Raw genomic sequence first — 17,410 nt, 5'->3', positions numbered from 1 at the left:
GCCCGCAGCAATGACGACCTATACCATTACCGAACTGGCGCGGGAATTCGACATCACGGCGCGCGCCATCCGTTTCTATGAAGACCAGGGCTTGCTCAGCCCGAAGCGCGAAGGCGCTGGCGGGCGCAGCCGCGTCTATACGCCGCGCGACCGCACCCGTCTCAAACTGACCCTGCGCGGCAAACGCCTGGGCCTGGCGCTGTCGGAAATCAAGAGCCTGGTCGACATGTACGAGTCGCCGAAGGACACGCGCGCGCAAATGGACCGTTTCCTGGGCGTGCTGGCGCAGCACCGGCAGACGCTGGAGCAACAGCGCATTGATATCGAAATGGCGCTGGCGGAAATCAGCGCGCATGAAGACGCCTGCGCGCGCATGCTGGCGGACTTGAACTTGGACAAGGTGCCAACAAGCTGAGTGGCCACGCGGCAGACGCAGGCCGCGCGCGCTTCACTTTACGTTTACGTAAACGTCACAACTGAGTATCATAGCTTCACTGACCCTGCATCCATGACCGACACACTATAACGACGAGGACGACATGCTCCATCTCCCAGGCTTGACCTTTGACCACGGCGAGGACATCGCCTCCCTGCGCGAAGCGATCCAACAATTTGCCGCCGCCGAAATCGCGCCGCGCGCGGCCGAAATCGACCGTACCGACCAGTTCCCCATGGACCTGTGGCGCAAGATGGGCGACATGGGCTTGCTCGGCATCACCGTCAGCGAAGAATACGGCGGCGCCGGCATGGGCTACCTGGCGCACATCATCGCCATGGAAGAAATCTCGCGCGCCTCGGCCTCCGTCGGCCTGTCCTACGGTGCCCACTCGAACCTGTGCGTCAACCAGATCAAGCGCAACGGCACGGCCGAGCAAAAGGCCAAGTACCTGCCGAAACTGATCACAGGCGAGCACATCGGTGCCCTCGCCATGTCGGAGCCGAATGCAGGCTCGGATGTCGTCAGCATGAAGCTGCGCGCCGACTTCAAGGGCGACCGCTGGGTCTTGAACGGCACCAAGATGTGGATCACCAATGGTCCCGACGCGGACGTGCTGGTGGTGTACGCGAAAAACGACCTGGAAGCGGGTCCGCGCGGCATGACGGCGTTCCTGATCGAAAAGAATTTCAAGGGATTTTCCATCGCGCAAAAGCTCGACAAGCTGGGCATGCGCGGCTCACACACGGGCGAACTGGTGTTCCAGGATTGCGAAGTGCCGGCCGAAAACGTGCTGGGCGGTTTGGGCAAGGGCGTCAACGTGCTGATGTCGGGCCTCGATTTCGAGCGCACCGTGCTGTCCGGCGGACCGCTGGGCATCATGCAGGCTTGCATGGACCTGGTCGTGCCTTACGTGCATGACCGCAAGCAATTCGGCCAGGCCATCGGCGAATTCCAATTGATGCAAGGCAAACTAGCCGATATGTATTCGACCATGATGGCGTGCAAGGCTTATGTGTATGCCGTGGGCCAGGCTTGCGACCGCGCCACCACGCCGGAAGCCGTGCGCCAGTTGCGCAAGGATGCGGCCGGTGCCATTCTGTATAGTGCGGAGAAGGCGACCTGGATGGCGGGCGAAGCGATCCAGGCGCTGGGCGGCAACGGCTACATCAACGAGTATCCGGCCGGCCGCCTGTGGCGCGATGCCAAGCTGTATGAAATCGGCGCCGGGACCAGCGAAATCCGCCGCATGCTGATAGGCCGTGAACTGTTTGCGGAAACCAAGTAAGCACGGGTGCGCGGTTATCGACTGGGTGATGCGCTATTCATGCGAGCACAACTATGACGCAAATTGCCTTCCCCAAATTGCTCTCTTCCCAGATTGCATTCGATATCGCGCGCACCATCCGCGACGGCTTTGACAAGCATTACCGTCTGTTCCGTGAAACGAGCCAGCACGCCAAGCGGTATTTCGAGCAAGGCGCCTGGAGCGCGGCACAGACGGCGGCCCGCGAACGCATCGACTTTTATGACAAGCGCGTGCAGGAATGCGTGCAGATGCTCGAAGATGAGTACGAAGAGTCGGAGTTGAGCGACGAAGTGTGGCGCGAACTCAAGCTGCACTACATCGGCATGCTGACGGAACACAAGCAGCCAGAACTGGCGGAAACCTTCTTCAATTCCGTCTGCTGCAACATCCTGCACCGCACGTATTTCAATAACGACTATATTTTCGTGCGTCCCGTCGTCTCCACGGAGTACATCGACACGCAAGACCCGGTGCCCACTTACCGCGTGTATTACCCGGGCAAGGATGGCTTGCGCCACACCCTGACGCGCATGCTGAGCAACTTCCAGCTGGACTGCGCATTTGCCAACCTGGAGCGTGACGTGGCCCAGGTGGAAGCGCGTTTGCAGCAGCTGTTCGGCGGCGACAGGCTGGAGCCGAACCACCAGCTGCAGGTCTTGACCAGTTTGTTCTACCGCAACAAGGGCGCTTATCTGGTCGGCAAGGGCATCAACGGCAACCGCGAATACCCGTTTGTCGTACCCATCCTGCACAACCGCCACGGCAAGCTGGTACTCGACACGGTGCTGTTCGAGCAGCAGCAGATTGCCGTGCTGTTTTCGTTTACGCGTGCGTATTTCCTGGTGGATATGGAAGTGCCATCGGCCTATGTGCAATTCCTGCGCAGCTTGCTGCCGCGCAAACCGCGTAGCGAAATCTATACGATACTGGGCCTGCAAAAACAGGGCAAGACGCTGTTTTACCGCGACTACCTGCAGCATCTGAAACACTCGTCGGACCACTTTGAAAGTGCGCCCGGCATCCGCGGCCTGGTGATGCTGGTGTTTGCCCTGCCGTCGTTTCCCTATGTCTTCAAGGTCATCAAGGATTTCTTTCCTCCCCCCAAGGAAACCACGCGTGCGCAAGTCCAGCAAAAGTATTTGCTGGTGAAACATCACGACAGAGTGGGCCGCATGGCCGACACGCTCGAGTATTCCAACGTGGCCTTTCCCCGCGCCCGCTTTGCCGCAGAATTGCTGGCCGAACTGAAACAATTCGCCCCCTCGCTGGTCGAGGAAGACCACGAGCAGATCATCATCCGCCACCTGTACATCGAGCGGCGTATGGTGCCGCTGAACATGTGGCTGAGCAATGCCGAAAAGGAAGGCCGCGATGACCTGGTCGAACACGCCATCGTGGAGTACGGCAACGCCATCAAGGAGCTGGTGGCCGCAAATATCTTTCCGGGCGACATGCTGTACAAAAACTTTGGCGTGACCCGTCATCAGCGTGTCGTTTTTTACGATTACGATGAAATCGAGTACATCACCGATTGCCAGTTCCGCGTCATTCCCCAGGCGCGCACGGAGGAGGAAGAAATGTCGGCCGAACCATGGTATCCCATCGGCAAGCACGATGTGTTTCCCGAACAATTCGGCACGTTCCTGCTGGGCAATCCCCGCATCCGCACCTATTTCATGCAGCACCATGCCGACCTGCTGACGGCGCAATACTGGCAGGCGCGCAAGCAGCGCATCGAAGACGGCCATATCGAGGACGTCTTCCCTTATCCGCAGCACCTGCGTTTTTGTATGCAGTCACCTTCCCCACCCTTAACCGGAGATCCAACATGCATGATCCAGTCGTAATCGTCGGTGCCGCGCGCACCCCCATGGGCGCCTTCCAGGGCGACTTTGCCAATGTCACCGCCAGCGACCTGGGCGCCGTGGCCATCCGCGCCGCCGTGGAACGGGCCGGCGTGGCACCGGATGCCGTTGAACACGTGTATTTCGGCAATTGCCTGATGGCCGGCCAGGGCCAGGCGCCTGCGCGCCAAGCCTTGCGCAAGGCTGGCTTGCCCGACTCCACCGGCGCCGTGACGCTGTCGAAAATGTGCGGCTCGGCCATGCAGACGACCATGTTCGCACACGATACCTTGCTCGCCGGCAGCGCCGACGTGGTGGTGGCCGGCGGCATGGAATCGATGACCAACGCCCCCTACCTGGTGCCGAAGGCGCGCGGCGGCTACCGCATCGGCCACGGCATGATCTATGACCACATGATGATGGATGGCCTGGAAGACGCCTACAGCCGCGATGAAAAGGGCAATGCACGCTCGATGGGCACGTTTGCAGAAGAGTGCGCCAGCCAGTACAGCTTCACGCGCGAAGCGCAAGATGCGTTTGCCATCGAATCGGTGAAACGCGCGCAAGCGGCCACCAAGGATGGCAGTTTCGAATGGGAAATCGTTCCCGTGACCGTTTCCGGCCGCGGCGGCGACACCGTCGTCAGCATCGATGAAGGCCCGCAAAAGGCTCGCCTGGAAAAAATCCCGACCTTGAAAGCCGCGTTCAAGAAAGACGGCACCATCACGGCAGCCTCGTCTTCGTCCATCAACGATGGCGCGGCCGCCCTGGTGCTGATGCGCGAATCGACGGCGAAAAAACTCGGTTGCACCGTCATCGCAAAAATCCACGGCCACGCCACGCACGCGCAGGCACCGAACGAGTTCACCACGGCCCCCATCGGCGCCATCAAGAAGCTGTACGCCAAAACGGGCTGGAGCAGCAGCAAGGTAGACTTGTTCGAGATCAATGAAGCGTTCGCCGCCGTGCCGATGGCCGCCATGCACGACCTCGACATTCCGCACAGCAAGATCAACATCCACGGCGGCGCGTGCGCGCTGGGCCACCCGATCGGCGCCTCGGGCGCGCGCATCATCGTCACGTTGCTGGGCGCATTGAAGAAAACCGGCGGCAAGCGCGGCGTGGCGGCCCTGTGCATCGGCGGCGGCGAAGCGACGGCGATGGCGATCGAACTGGTATAAGCTGCGCTGAAGCACGGGCGCGCACGGCCATCATGGCCACGTGCGCGCCCTTTCATTCATTCCAGGGAGAAAACACATGCCTACCGCATTGATCATCGGCGCCTCGCGCGGCATCGGCCACGAAATCGTCCGTCAATACCGTCACGATGGCTGGCGGGTGATCGCCACAGCGCGCACACCGGACGCTTGCGATGCCCTCAAGCAACTGGGCGCGGAAGCGCACCAGCTCGACGTGACGGATGTGGAAGGCTGTGCCGCACTGGGCTGGAAGTTCGACGATGAAAAGCTCGACGTGGCCATCCTCAACGCGGGCGTGTATGGCCCCCGTCACGATGGGTTTCCTGCACAAGCAGATTTTGATCTCGTCATGCACACGAACGTGCTGGCAGCCATGCGCCTGCTGCCGATACTGGCGCCGCTGGTAGCGAATGCCAAGGGCAAACTGGCCGTGCTGTCCTCGCACATGGGCTCCTTGAGCGAACGGGGCAACCCCAGCGGTTCGCTGTATCGCGCCAGCAAGGCCGCCTTGAATTCCGTGCTGATCGACACGGCCCTCGTGCATGGCCCGCAAGGCGTCAGCTGCGTGGCTATCCATCCGGGCTGGGTACGCACGGACATGGGCGGCGCCGGCGCCGATATTTCACCAGAGCAAAGCGCTGCCGGCATCCGCGCCACCCTGGCCAGCCTGCCGGCCACGGACAAGGCCGTGTTCCGCAACTACGATGGCAAGCCCATCGCCTGGTAATTCCCCCACACACCATAAAAACAAACGAGACGACGTCCCATGATACTGAATGAAGAACAGACAATGATCCAGGAAGCGCTGCGCAATTTTTCGCGCGAGCGCCTGGCGCCCCATGCGGCCCGCTGGGACAAGGAACATCATTTCCCCAAGGAAGAATTGCAGGAACTGGCCGCGCTGGGCGCCTTTGGCGTGGCCGTGCCGGAAGCGCTCGGTGGCGCCGGCCTCGACTACGTGTCGCTGGCCCTGGTACTGGAAGAAATCGCCGCCGGTGATGGCGGCACCTCGACCATCATTTCGGTGAATAATTGCCCCGTGTGCAGCATCGGCATGATGTACGCCAACGAGGCACAGAAAGAACAGTGGCTGCGCCCGCTGGCACAAGGCAGCATGCTGGGGGCATTTTGCCTGACGGAACCGCACACGGGCAGCGACGCGTCTGCGCTGCGCACCACGGCCACCCTCGACGGCAATGCATACGTCATCAACGGCACGAAACAATTCATTACCAGCGGCAAGTATGCGGACGTGGCCATCGTCATGGCCGTCACGGACAAGGCGGCCGGCAAGCGCGGCATCAGCGCCTTCTGGGTGCCGACGAACACACAAGGCTACATCGTGGCGGGACTGGAACAGAAGATGGGCCAGCACTCGTCGGACACGGCGCAAATCCTGTTCGACAACTGCCGCATTCCGGCGGAAAATCTGATTGGCGAAGAAGGACAAGGCTACAAGATCGCGCTGTCCGGCCTGGAAGGCGGACGCATCGGCATCGCTTCGCAAGCCGTGGGCATGGCGCGCGCCGCGTACGAAGCGGCCCTGAGCTATGCGCGCGAACGCGAAAGTTTCGGCAAACCCATCTATGAACACCAGGCCGTGCAATTCCGCCTGGCTGACATGGCCACGCAAATCGAAGCGGCGCGCCAGCTGATACGCCACGCGGCGTCGATGAAGGATGCGGGCTTGCCATGCCTGAAGGAAGCGGCCATGGCCAAGCTGTTTGCGTCGGAAATGGCGGAAAAAGTGTGCTCGGACGCCATCCAGGTGCACGGCGGCTATGGTTACGTGTCCGACTTCCCCGTCGAGCGTATCTATCGCGACGTGCGCGTATGCCAGATTTATGAGGGGACCAGCGATATTCAGAAAATCCTGATCGCCAGGGCCTTGTAAAAGTATTTGGAAGTAAGAGTCTCAGCGCTTTTAGAAACCGTAGCGAGCAAGCCCGATATCGGATTGAGTAACGCAGCCGTACTTCGGTACGGCGAGTAACGCCGATTCGAGAGCGGGCTGCGCAGTAGGTTGATAAACGCGCCCACCAGACGAAAAAAAAGCCTACTCAGGGTAGGCTTCGTTCCAATGTATTACCAATGCTTTAATCGTGTCATGGACGCCAGTGCTATCTGCAAAGTGCCTCCTGATTTTCGGACTCCCATGCTATCTGCATGGTGACTCCAAGTGTAAATCGACCAACGTATCCGGAATTACAAAATCCACTCTTCGCGCTGTCACGCCATCGACATTACACCTGTCGGTCGCCGCGCTGAAACTGGATGGTGAGATAATTTGCTGCCAAATCTCAATCACTGAACGGAGTATAGCACAGCTTTTTGTGCGGTGCAATAACGAATTTAATCCACACTTTCAATCAAGTCCTTAGCGCCAGCGGCTTTTCTTCTTCGCCGCCACGCACCACTCTTTCATATTCGGAAATCACTTGCGCGCCCAGCAGCAGCAGGGTGGCGCCGATTTCCAGGCTGAACATGACGACGATGGCCGTCGTCATCGAGCCATACACGACATTCACCTGCGACAAGGTGGAAAAATACCAGACCAGCACATGGCGGGCGATTTCCCACAGCAGGGCCGCCGTCACGCCGCCGATCAGCGCATGCGTAATCGATAACCTTCCCACCGGCATGACCAGGTAAATCGAGCTCAGTACGAGGATTTCCCCTCCCAGCCCGAGCAAGTACAGCAGCACGCCAGACACCCCTTCCAGGCCCCAGTCATGGCGCAAGAAGCGCACGCTTTCATCGCCCATCACTTGCAGGCCGCCCGCCACCAGGGTGATCAGCAAGATGCCCACGCCCAGGCACAGGATGTAGCAGTACGGCAGCACGGCGGAAATGAGGAAATGGCGGCGGCGGATGGCCACGCGGTGCACGAAAATCACGCTCATGGCGTTTTCCAGCACGGTAAACGCCAGCGAGCTGAAAAACAACATGGTCAGCAGCAGCAGCCAGCCGATCACGCCCCGGTTATTGAGGAAATGCGCGACTTCGGCCACGATGGCTTTCGATTGCCCTGGCACCAGCCATTCCAGGTAATGGCCGATGGTCCGCAACAGCTCGTCTTCTGCAATCACGTGCGACAGGGCCACCACTACCAGCATCAGCAGGGGCACGATGGACAGCAGCGAGTAATACGCGACGGCGCCCGCCAGCAGCAAGCCCTGGTTGGCGCGGAATCCCTTCAGCACCTGCAGCGCGAAGGCCAGCGGATGGCTGAGGATGTAGGTACTGGCGTGGCGGTTGATCATGTCGGGGGGCGGTGAAGAAAGCGGCGCGGCCTCGTGCCACGCCTGCAATCACACTAGCATACTGACAATCGCCCTGCTGCACCGTACGCTAGCAGACGGCCGGCTCCAGCAAGGTCAAGGTTTGCCGGTCCGCATCAAGCGTAGCCAGGATGCCCATGGGGAGCGTGAACTGGTGGCGGATGTGGCCAAACGAATAGCCGCTGACGGCCGGTACTCTCAATGGCAGCAAATGCTGGTCCAGGGTCGCATCGAGGGTCAGCGCCGTGTCGCCCTCGGCCGCCTCGCAATGCTCGAAAATGCCCAGCATCAAGGCCGCCGCCTTGTTGAACCCCACGGACAGGTCGAGCTGGCATAACATCCTGTCGATGCGATACGGCACTTCATTGATTTCTTCCAGGAAAAGGATGCGCTCGCGGAAATCAGCCGCATACGGCGTGCCGGCCAGTGCGCTGACCATGCACAGGTTGCCGCCCGTCAAGCGTCCCGTCGCCTGGCCGCCATGCACGGTGCGGATGGCGAAGTTGGCGTGCGTCTGCGCGCGGCGGTGGTTGTCCAGCGCCATCGGGATCGTGTAACTGTCTTGCGGCGTCATCAGCACATTGCGCAGCTGCGTCACCGTGTACTCGGAAAACGTGGACGAGGCCACGGGGCCGTGGAAGGTCACCAGGCCCGTCTGGCGGCCGATGGCCAGGTGCAGGGCCGTGATGTCGGAATAGCCGACCAGCACTTTTGGGTTGCGCTGGATCAAGGCGTAGTCGAGCAGCGCCAGCAGCGAGATGCAGCCGGAGCCGCCACGGATGGCCCACACAGCCTTGACTTCCGGGTCACGAAACACCGCGTGCAAGTCGTCGAGGCGCTGCTGCACCGTGCCCGCATAGTTGCCGTGCACGGCGCGGATGTTGGCACCCAGGCTGGTGCGCAAGCCCAGCGATTCGATATTACGCTGGGCCTTGGCGATGGCCTCCTCATCCGTAAAACCGCCCGGTGCGATGATGGCCACCAGGTCGCCTTCGCGCAGGCGCGCCGGTTTGATCAATGCGTGTTGCTGTTGCATGCGTTTTCCCTTCCCTTGCGCGGCCGCCGCCCACGCCGGTGTGCCTGCCGCCCCAAAAGTGGCGGCCAGCAAGCCGCCAAAGCGGCACCGGCTGAGATTGGTCTGACTGGACATGCGGCCCTTTCCTGGAATAAGAACGGCGACGCCAGGCGCCGCCGCACGAGAGTAGCATGCCGGCAATCTTGCCGCCGGCATCGCTGCCTTACAGGAACTTGTACTTCAGCTGGAAGGTGAAGGCGCGGCCGCGCGGGTCGGCCACGCGGGGATCCCAGCCGGCCCCCACCACTTCATCCACGTTGTGCGCGGTGAACGGTGGATCGCGGTCGAACAGGTTCTGGATGCCCACGGTGATGGTGGTATTCTTGAAGCCAGTGTAGCTGCCCGACAAGTTATACGTGGTGTAGCTGGACACATCGGACTTGAAGCCTGGCGGCGGCGTGCCCTTGCCGTCATTCGGTACCTGGTCCTTGTAGCCGGAAGCAAAACTCTGGATCAGCAAGCCGCTCCAGTCGCCGCGCGACACGCCAAAGCTGGCATTGTGTTTCCAGCGCAAGTACAAATCACGCGTGTAGAAATTGCCAACCAGCTCCTTGTATTCTTGCCCCTTGTATTCGGCAAACTTGAAGCTGTCCATATACGTGCCGTCCAGGGTCGCCGTCCATTTCGCGTCCTGCACCTTGCCTTCGCCGCGCAAGCTCACGTCCAGGCCGCGCACGCGGCTGCCCCCCGCATTGAACCAGCCCGCCTGTACGTAATCGATGGTGCCATCGGCCTTGCGGAAAATATACTGGTTCAGCGCCTGGTAATTGGCCAGCACGACTTGCGGCGTGCGTTTCAGGAGCTGGTCCTGGGTATTGATGGCCCAGTAATCGAACGAGGCAGAGTAACCCTTTACAGGTTCGATGACGATACCGACGCTGCCCTGCTTCGACGTCTCCGGCTTCAGGTTCAGGTTGCCGCCCGTCGTGTAAATGAGGCGGGGAATGGAACAATATTCGGCCACGCCAGGATTCCTGGCGCAGCCTTCCGGATCCTTCGAGCCGTTTGGCAGCTCCTGCGTCAGCACGCCCGAATACAACTGGTCGAAACTGGGCGCCAGGAAGCCCTTGCTGGCCGAGGCGCGGAACAGGACGAAGTCGGCCGGTTGGTAGCGCAAGGCAATCTTCGGATTCGTGGTGGCGCCCACCTGGCTGTAATCATCACGGCGCACGGCCAGCTGCATTTCCAGGTCTTTCATGATGGGTACCAGCAACTCGGCATACACGGCCTTGACGTTGCGGCTGACATCCTTCAATGCGGCATTTCCAGGCGCCAACAGAATCAGATTGGCATCGACATCCTGTCCGAAACTGTAGCCCTCGCGGCGCAAGTCAAAACCGGCGGCCATCGCCACGGCGCCAGCCGGCAGCTGGAACAGCTCGCCGGAAACAGAGCCATCGATCTGCGTCAGGGTCGTCTTGCCATGCTGGAAGGCGCCACGGAACTTGGTCGACTCGATCAATTGTTTGGCCGCGTCCGTCTGGCTTTGGCCCGCGCCTATCCAGGGATTGATGATGCCTGTCCCCAGGGCCGCGTACAACTTGTCCGTGTAGGAATAGCCATCGGTCAGCTTGGTCTTCGTGGTGCTCTGTGCGTAGGAAACGCCGGTCTTGTAATCCCATTTGCCGAAGTTGCCTTCAAAGCCCAGCAACACGCGCGCGTTGTCGGTGGTATTTTCCTGCGTACGGTTGCCCACGTCATTGGCGCGCCATTTGTAGGCAATCGGCTTGGTATTGTCGAAAGACGGGATGTAGGCCGACAAATCCTGGTAATACGCGCCACCCACCGGATACACGGCCTTGTTGGCGATGCTCGTCTGCACCTGCATCGGCGTCAAAATGGCCGTGGCCTTGGTACGCGAGCCGAGCACCTCGACAAACATGCGGTGGTCGGGCGCCAGCTTGAACGTGCCGCGCGACAGGAAATTGGCTCGCTCCACAGGGAATTGCAGCACATAGTCGGCGCCATAGTCGTACGCACACGAATACCTGGTGCGCAGCGGCGAGGTCACGTCTTTCCACAGCTCCGTCTGGTATTGCGACATGCCAGCTACTGTGTCTCACTTGCCCTGGAAGCTCAAGGGATTGGCTTGCAGGTATTTATTCGGGTCGCCAGGCAGCTGGAACGCGGTGCCCAGTGCCGTGCCGGCACCCGTCAGCTGGTTGGCAAACGGCGTACCCGTGGTGTCCGGCGACAGCCCCCGGCCCGGCTGGTAGCCGTTGACGAAGGAGCGGTCGCTGCCGTTCAGGCGCTGCGCCTTGTCGACCGTCAGGCTGGCCATGATGTTGTAGCGATCCTCTTCCAGCGAACCCGTGCCGGCCAGTATGGAAGCGCGGCGCGTGGCGCCGCCGCCCGCTTGCGTATCGTTGGTGGAAACGGAGGCTTCCACGCCGGTGTAATTGGTCTTCAGAATGAAATTGATCACGCCGCCGATGGCGTCCGTGCCATAGATGGCCGAGGCGCCATCCTTGAGAATTTCCACGCGAGATATTGCACCCAGTGGAATGGAATTCAAGTCGACAGCGCGGCCACTGGCGCCATGCGTGGCCACGCGACGGCCATTCAGCAGCACCAGGGTTGAGCTGGGTCCCAGGCCCCGCAGCGAGGCGAACGAGGCGCCGCCGGCCAGGCGGTCGGCATCGGCGCCAAACACGTTATTGCCCGAAGTCATGTTCTCGGCGCCCGTGCCATTGGCCGACAGGGTACGCACCAGTTGCTCAGCCGTCGTGATGCCCTGTTTTTCCATCTGGTCAAAGGTGATGACTTGCACCGGCAGCGCGCCTTCCTTGGCCACGCGCTTGATGCTGCTGCCCGTCACTTCGACCCGTTGCATCGCTGGCGGTACCGCTTCCTGTGCCATCACCGGCCCCACTACCCCCATCAATGCCACCAACTGCGCTAGCTTCTTCAATTTCACAGGTCTTCTCCTTGTTGGGCAATCGAAACTTGAGTGATCAAGTCAGGCTGTCTAGATATGTCGCAACGTCTGTCTCGCGGTACATTTTTTTATGACATTTGCGCATGACTTTATTTGTTTTCATTTTCAGAGTAGCGCGATGCATCCGCGGCCAGCCAATGAAAAATGCTTTCCTAACCATAACTTTTTGGAATGAATGCCCTTTTCAGCGACGTGGTCACTTGCCTGCGGGGCGGCCCTTGGCGGAATCGACGTCCAGATAGCGCCAGGACGTGAATTCCACGGGGTGGCGCCTGTAGTTTTTTAGCCACGGTTGCTGCAGGTCGGCAGAGATGGGATGTGTCAGCAACACCCACGGCGTGTAAGCGTGGATCAGCTGAAACAGGTCGAAGTACAGACTGTGTCGGCGCGGCGTATCGGATAGCAGGCGCGCCTCCTCATAGCGTTTATTGTAATCGGGCAAGTTGAAGCGGGCATAGTTGGCGCGGCCGACGTTGCCGCCATACAACAATTGCATAAAGTTATCGCCATCGGGGAAGTCGGCGATCCAGTTGGTCTCGAACATCTGCACCTTGCCCAGGCGCGACGCCTTGATAATCTCCGTCTTCTTGTCGCTTTTAAATTCCACGCGCAAGCCGATGGCGTTCAGATTGCGCCGCCACAATTCATCGCGCAGCCGTCCCACCGTGCTCGGCTCCGTGTGCATGGTCAAGGTCAAGGGCCTGCCATCGGGCTGCGTACGGAAACCGTCGACGCCCGCCTTGTAGCCGAAGCGGTCCAGCAGCGCGCGCGCCAGCACGGGATCGTAGCCGACGGGGCTGCGGTAGCTCTTGTCGTACCCGAGCACATTGGGCGGCAGCGGCGACTGCGCCGGCAAGGCCAGCCCCTTTTTCAGCAGCGCGATGTCTTCGCGGCTGTTGTAGCTGAGGGCAATGGCGCGCCGCAGGGCCAGCTTGTCCTTGCTCGTGCCGCCCAGCACGGGATCGTCCATATTCATCCACATGTAATACGTTTGCAGCACGGGAAAGCGCGTCAGCTGCAAGCCCTTGGCGGCCAGCGCCGGTTTCAGCGCGCCGTTTTCCAGCACCATGTCCGTCATCGATTCGGGCACTTGCTCCAGGTAGTCGAATTCGCCTTTCAGAAAACCCAGCATGCGCGATTGATATTCTTCAACGATGCGCACCTCGATGCGCTCAACCAGAGGCAGACGCTGGCCTTCCAGCGAAGCGGCGATGGCGCGCGCGTCGACCGGCAAGGCGGCCAGCGCCTTGGCCTCGGTACGGAACACGGTGGCACGGAAAGTTGGATTGGCTTGCAGAACGATCTTGTCGCTGCGCTTCCATTCCTTCACCAGGAACGGCCCCGTGCCCACGGGATGGTTGCCGATCTGCCCCGGCGCCGCATACGCTTCGGCCACCTCACGCGCCACCACAGCTGTCGCAGGCATGGCCAGGTAAAACAGGAAATTCGGGTCGACGCCGTTCAGGCGGATGCGCAGGGTGTATTTGTCCAGCGCCTGCAAGCCGGCGATCGGCGTGTCGTAGCTGAACTTGGCTTTCAGGGCGGCATCGCCCACCAGCTTGTCTTCCAGCAAGAACAGCCACGGCGACTTCAGGCTGGGGTCATACAACCGCGTCAGGCTATACACATAATCTTGCGCCGTCACCTCGCGCGGCTGGCCCTTGAAAGCGGGGTCGGGCGTGAAGTACACGCCGGGCTGCAAATGAAAGATATACGTGCGCCCATCATCCTCGACCTTTGGCAAGCCGCGCGCCGTGTTGCCCTGCAGCTGCACGGGGCGCGCCAGGTAGTCATAGCGCAGCAGCGGATCGAAGATGTTTTCCATCAAATTCAGGCTGGCCAGGTCGGACGCCACGGCCGGGTCCAGGCCCGTCTCGCTGGTACTCAAAAACAAGTGCAGGGTCTTGTTCGCGCGGGCATCGGCGGCGGCATGAGCAGGCGCAGTGAAGAGCGTCAACAGTGCCAGGCCGGCGGCGCAAGCGGTTTTGCGTAAAAACATCATCAGTGATCCAGTGCAGACAGGGGTAGCAAACAAACGTGAAGAACAGGCATCACCGAGACTACTCGGGCAAAGTACGGGACGCCAATGAAAACAGGCTGCCAGCTTATAACTTTTTGGCATGTGATTGCTGCATTCTTTCATCAACTCGTATCGGGCTGCCTCTATACTTTGCTTGCAGCTCCTTTCACCTCCCCGTCACACAGAACTGATCGCATATGGCACTTAATTACATCTGGTCCGGCTTTTTCCTCGTTGGCTTCCTGGCCGCAGTGCTGCAGTGGCTATTTCTCGGCGATACCGATATCTTCAAGCGCATCATCGACGGCACGTTCGAAACGGCGCGCATGGGCGTGATGGATATCGCCCTGCCGCTGGCGGGCGTGATGACCTTGTGGCTGGGCATCATGAACATCGGTGAAAAGGCGGGCATCGTCGGCTGGCTGGCAAAAGTCATCGCGCCCTTCTTTTCACGCATCTTTCCGGAAATTCCGAAAGACCACCCGGCCACCGGCCACATGGTGATGAATTTCTCGGCCAACCTGCTGGGCCTGGACAATGCGGCCACGCCCTTTGGCTTGAAGGCCATGGAAAGCCTGCAGACCTTGAATCCGAACAAGGAAGAGGCGACGAATGCGCAAATCATGTTTTTGGTGCTGCACACCTCGGGCCTGACCCTGATCCCGCTGGCCATCATGGCGCAGCGCTCCATCCTCGGCGCGGCCGATCCATCCGATATCTTCATCCCCTGCATGATCGCCACCTATGTCGCCACCATGGTCGGCATCATCACGGTGTCCATCAAGCAACGCATCAACTTGCTCAACAGGGTCGTTCTTGGCTGGATGGGCGGCATGACGAGCGCCATCGTGGCCATGATCTGGTACTTCACGCAATACCTGACGAAACAGGAAATCGAGTTGGTGTCGAAGGTGGTCAGCAACCTGGTATTAATCAGCGTTATCGCCATCTTCATCATCGGCGCCCTGCGCAAGAAGGTGAACGTGTATGACGCCTTCATCGAGGGCGCGAAAGGCGGCATCCAGACCTCGATCACCGTGATTCCCTACCTGGTCGGCATGCTGGTCGCCATCAGCGTGATCCGCAATGCGGGCGTGTTCAATTTCCTGATGAGCGGCATGAACTGGTTCTTCGCCAACCTGGGCATCAATACGGATTTCGTGCCCGCCCTGCCGACGGCCATGATGAAGCCGCTCAGCGGCTCCGGCTCGAAAGCCATGATGATCGACGCCATGAATACCTACGGCGTCGACTCCTTCGTCGGGCGCCTGGCCTGCGTGTTCCAGGGCTCAGCCGACACCACTTTCTATATCGTGGCCCTGTACTTCGGCTCGGTGGGCATTCGCAAGACGCGCTATGCGATCACGGCCGGCCTCATCGCCGATTTCGCTGGCGTGGTCACGGCCGTCTTTGTCGCCTACGTCTTTTTCCACTAAGGAGCGCCATGTTTCGTCCCATCCTCATCGCCGCCTTGCTGGCTGGCATCGGCCTGTCGACAGCCCACGCGCAATTACCCGAGTCCGTCAGCCTGCTATTGCGCAGCGCGAATATTCCCGAAGACGCCATGGGCGCCATCGTCTTACGCGGCAACACCACTGTGCTGTCGCATGGCGCCGAACGCAGCATGCAGCCAGCGTCCACCATGAAACTGGTGACGACGGCCGTGGGCCTGGAGCAACTGGGTCCCATCTTCCGCGGCCGCACAGAGTTGCGCACCAGCGCCGACGTCATCAATGGCGTACTGAAGGGCGACCTGATCCTGCGCGGCGGCGCCGACACGGATTTCAACGCGGACGTGCTGGCGCACATGCTGCAAACCCTGCGCAACCAGGGCATCGTGAAAATCAAGGGCGATTTGATCCTCGACCGCCAGCTGTTCCAGCCGGCCCGGCCCGATATCGGTGCACCGCCCTTCGATGAGTCGGCCGAGTTCCGCTACAACGTCATCCCCGATGCCTTATTGCTGAATACCAATTTGCTCGATATCAACATGAGCTCGACGGACCGGCAGTTGAGCATCCTCATGCAGCCGCCACTCGAGAATGTCAGCATCACGAGCGACATGAAGCTGGTCAAGGGCAGCTGCGCCCGGTGGGAAGATGGCTGGCGCCCGCCCGAATACCGGCGCGATGCGAGCGGCAAGCTGCAGGTGATACTGCACGGCACCTTCCCGCAAAATTGCAACAAGGCCACCAGCATCAATGTGCTAGATCGCAACGACTATGCGGACCGTTTGTTCCGTGCGACCTGGAAACGCCTGGGTGGCACGATCTCGGGCACGGTGCGCGAAGCGCCGTTTACGGGCTTGCCGCCGACGGCCGAACCGGTCGGCACGCGTATGCTGGCCGACCATGTGGCGCGCGCCTTGCCTGAGGTCTTGCGCGATATCAACAAGACATCCGACAACACCCTGGCCCGCACCTTGTTCCTGAGCTTGGGCAGCTTGCAAAGCGATGGCTGGCTGGGCAGCCGTCCCGTTGCCATGGCGGCGCCGGAAGACACGGCCAGCCGGGCGCGGCTAGTCATCCAAGAATGGTTCCAGCGGCACCATATCGATACCCAGGGCATGCTGGTCGACAACGGTTCCGGCCTGTCGCGCACGGGACGCATTACGCCGGCGCAACTGTCCGGCGTGCTGCAAGCGATGCAGCAAAGCCCGTGGGCGCCCGAGTTCCAGTCCAGCCTGCCCATCGTGGCGCTGGACGGCACCATGCGCAAGCGCCTGCTGAATAGTCCTGCAGCCACGCGGGCCCGCATCAAGACGGGAACCTTGAAGAATGTGGTGGCCATCGCAGGCTATGTGCCCGATGCCAACAATCAACTGTGCGTGGTGGTCGCCATGATCAATAGCGACCTGGTGGGCAACGGCAATGGCCGTGCGGCTGTCGATGCGCTGATCGAGTGGGTGGCCAGGAGCGGCGCTAGGCCGGTAGTGGCTGCTCAATAAAAGGGAAGCAAAGACAGAAAGGCAGCGCTGCGCGCTGCCTTTTTTACGCCTGCTGAACAGCCGGGGTCAGACCCTCCATGCCGCTAACGCAAAAGTCATTGCTAACGAGCGAGGCGGGGGGATGCGCCCCAGTGGGGCACATCCCGATCACGAAGTGACTGACCCCAGCCTTCGCTTGGGGCTCACACTAAAACCACCAGACGAAAAAAAACCCCACCATTGCTGGCGGGGTTTTTCTCTACTGCGAATAACAAGCCTGACGATAACCTACTTTCACACTGGTTGCAGCACTATCATCGGCGCAAAGTTGTTTCACGGTCCTGTTCGGGATGGGAAGGGGTGGGACCAACTTGCTATGGTC

Annotated in this window: 13 protein-coding genes and 1 rRNA gene; 8 read left to right on the top strand and 6 right to left on the bottom strand. The window is 60.5% G+C overall.

Translation table 11 applies throughout. The annotated features are described in order from the left end of the window. Positions 1 to 10: 10 nt before the first annotated feature. From ACQ4WN_RS08260 to ACQ4WN_RS08235, 6 genes are all read left to right on the top strand, one after another. On the top strand, positions 11 to 415 hold the full coding sequence (locus ACQ4WN_RS08260) for a MerR family transcriptional regulator (protein ID WP_436551239.1): 405 nt from the start codon (positions 11 to 13) through the stop codon (positions 413 to 415). Positions 416 to 539: 124 nt separating this feature from the next. Continuing rightward, positions 540 to 1,724, top strand: a complete 1,185-nt coding sequence (locus tag ACQ4WN_RS08255) for an isovaleryl-CoA dehydrogenase (RefSeq protein WP_436551093.1) — start codon at positions 540 to 542, stop codon at positions 1,722 to 1,724. A gap of 53 nt (positions 1,725 to 1,777) precedes the next feature. Further along, positions 1,778 to 3,592 carry a bifunctional isocitrate dehydrogenase kinase/phosphatase gene (gene aceK / locus ACQ4WN_RS08250; protein WP_436551092.1) on the top strand — a complete coding sequence of 605 codons (1,815 nt, stop codon included), beginning with the start codon at positions 1,778 to 1,780 and terminating at the stop codon, positions 3,590 to 3,592. Next, the gene (locus tag ACQ4WN_RS08245) at positions 3,574 to 4,770 is read left to right on the top strand and encodes an acetyl-CoA C-acyltransferase (protein WP_436551091.1); all 1,197 of its coding nucleotides are present in this window, start codon (positions 3,574 to 3,576) and stop codon (positions 4,768 to 4,770) included. The genes aceK and ACQ4WN_RS08245 overlap by 19 nt, the downstream gene beginning before the upstream one ends. Positions 4,771 to 4,846: 76 nt before the next feature. Next, positions 4,847 to 5,515, top strand: coding sequence for an SDR family oxidoreductase (locus ACQ4WN_RS08240; RefSeq protein WP_436551090.1), 669 nt, complete (start codon positions 4,847 to 4,849; stop codon positions 5,513 to 5,515). 39 nt (positions 5,516 to 5,554) lie between these two features. After that, entirely contained in the window at positions 5,555 to 6,682 is a 1,128-nt protein-coding gene (locus ACQ4WN_RS08235; protein ID WP_436551089.1) for an acyl-CoA dehydrogenase family protein, read from the top strand. A gap of 475 nt (positions 6,683 to 7,157) precedes the next feature. On the opposite strand, the gene ACQ4WN_RS08230 is transcribed toward ACQ4WN_RS08235, so the two are convergent. The 5 genes from ACQ4WN_RS08230 to ACQ4WN_RS08210 all read right to left on the bottom strand — a co-directional run bounded on the left by ACQ4WN_RS08230 (position 7,158) and on the right by ACQ4WN_RS08210 (position 14,081). After that, positions 7,158 to 8,051: a YihY/virulence factor BrkB family protein gene (locus ACQ4WN_RS08230; protein ID WP_436551088.1), complete on the bottom strand. Its 894-nt coding sequence runs from the start codon at positions 8,049 to 8,051 to the stop codon at positions 7,158 to 7,160. 88 nt (positions 8,052 to 8,139) lie between these two features. Continuing rightward, complete coding sequence (locus ACQ4WN_RS08225; protein WP_436551087.1) at positions 8,140 to 9,105, bottom strand: S66 peptidase family protein; 966 nt, start codon at positions 9,103 to 9,105, stop codon at positions 8,140 to 8,142. Between the two features lie 202 nt (positions 9,106 to 9,307). Continuing rightward, positions 9,308 to 11,188 (bottom strand): TonB-dependent receptor domain-containing protein, encoded by a 1,881-nt coding sequence (locus ACQ4WN_RS08220; protein WP_436551086.1) that lies wholly within the window; start codon positions 11,186 to 11,188, stop codon positions 9,308 to 9,310. A gap of 15 nt (positions 11,189 to 11,203) precedes the next feature. Next, the gene (locus ACQ4WN_RS08215; protein ID WP_436551085.1) at positions 11,204 to 12,061 is read right to left on the bottom strand and encodes a TonB-dependent receptor plug domain-containing protein; all 858 of its coding nucleotides are present in this window, start codon (positions 12,059 to 12,061) and stop codon (positions 11,204 to 11,206) included. Between the two features lie 217 nt (positions 12,062 to 12,278). Next, complete coding sequence (locus tag ACQ4WN_RS08210; RefSeq protein ID WP_436551238.1) at positions 12,279 to 14,081, bottom strand: ABC transporter substrate-binding protein; 1,803 nt, start codon at positions 14,079 to 14,081, stop codon at positions 12,279 to 12,281. 218 nt (positions 14,082 to 14,299) lie between these two features. On the opposite strand from ACQ4WN_RS08210, the gene ACQ4WN_RS08205 reads away from it, so the two are divergent. After that, entirely contained in the window at positions 14,300 to 15,538 is a 1,239-nt protein-coding gene (locus tag ACQ4WN_RS08205; RefSeq protein ID WP_100874942.1) for a nucleoside recognition domain-containing protein, read from the top strand. A gap of 8 nt (positions 15,539 to 15,546) precedes the next feature. Then, positions 15,547 to 17,049 (top strand): D-alanyl-D-alanine carboxypeptidase/D-alanyl-D-alanine endopeptidase, encoded by a 1,503-nt coding sequence (gene dacB, locus ACQ4WN_RS08200; RefSeq protein ID WP_436551084.1) that lies wholly within the window; start codon positions 15,547 to 15,549, stop codon positions 17,047 to 17,049. Positions 17,050 to 17,303: 254 nt separating this feature from the next. On the opposite strand, the gene rrf is transcribed toward dacB, so the two are convergent. After that, positions 17,304 to 17,410: ribosomal RNA gene (gene rrf, locus ACQ4WN_RS08195) — 5S ribosomal RNA — on the bottom strand; the annotation flags it as partial.

The organism is Janthinobacterium pasteuri (assembly GCF_051380775.1).
GTDB lineage: Bacteria > Pseudomonadota > Gammaproteobacteria > Burkholderiales > Burkholderiaceae_D > Janthinobacterium.
Note: the sequence above shows the minus strand (reverse complement) of the source record. Positions and strands in the feature narration are given on the sequence as shown.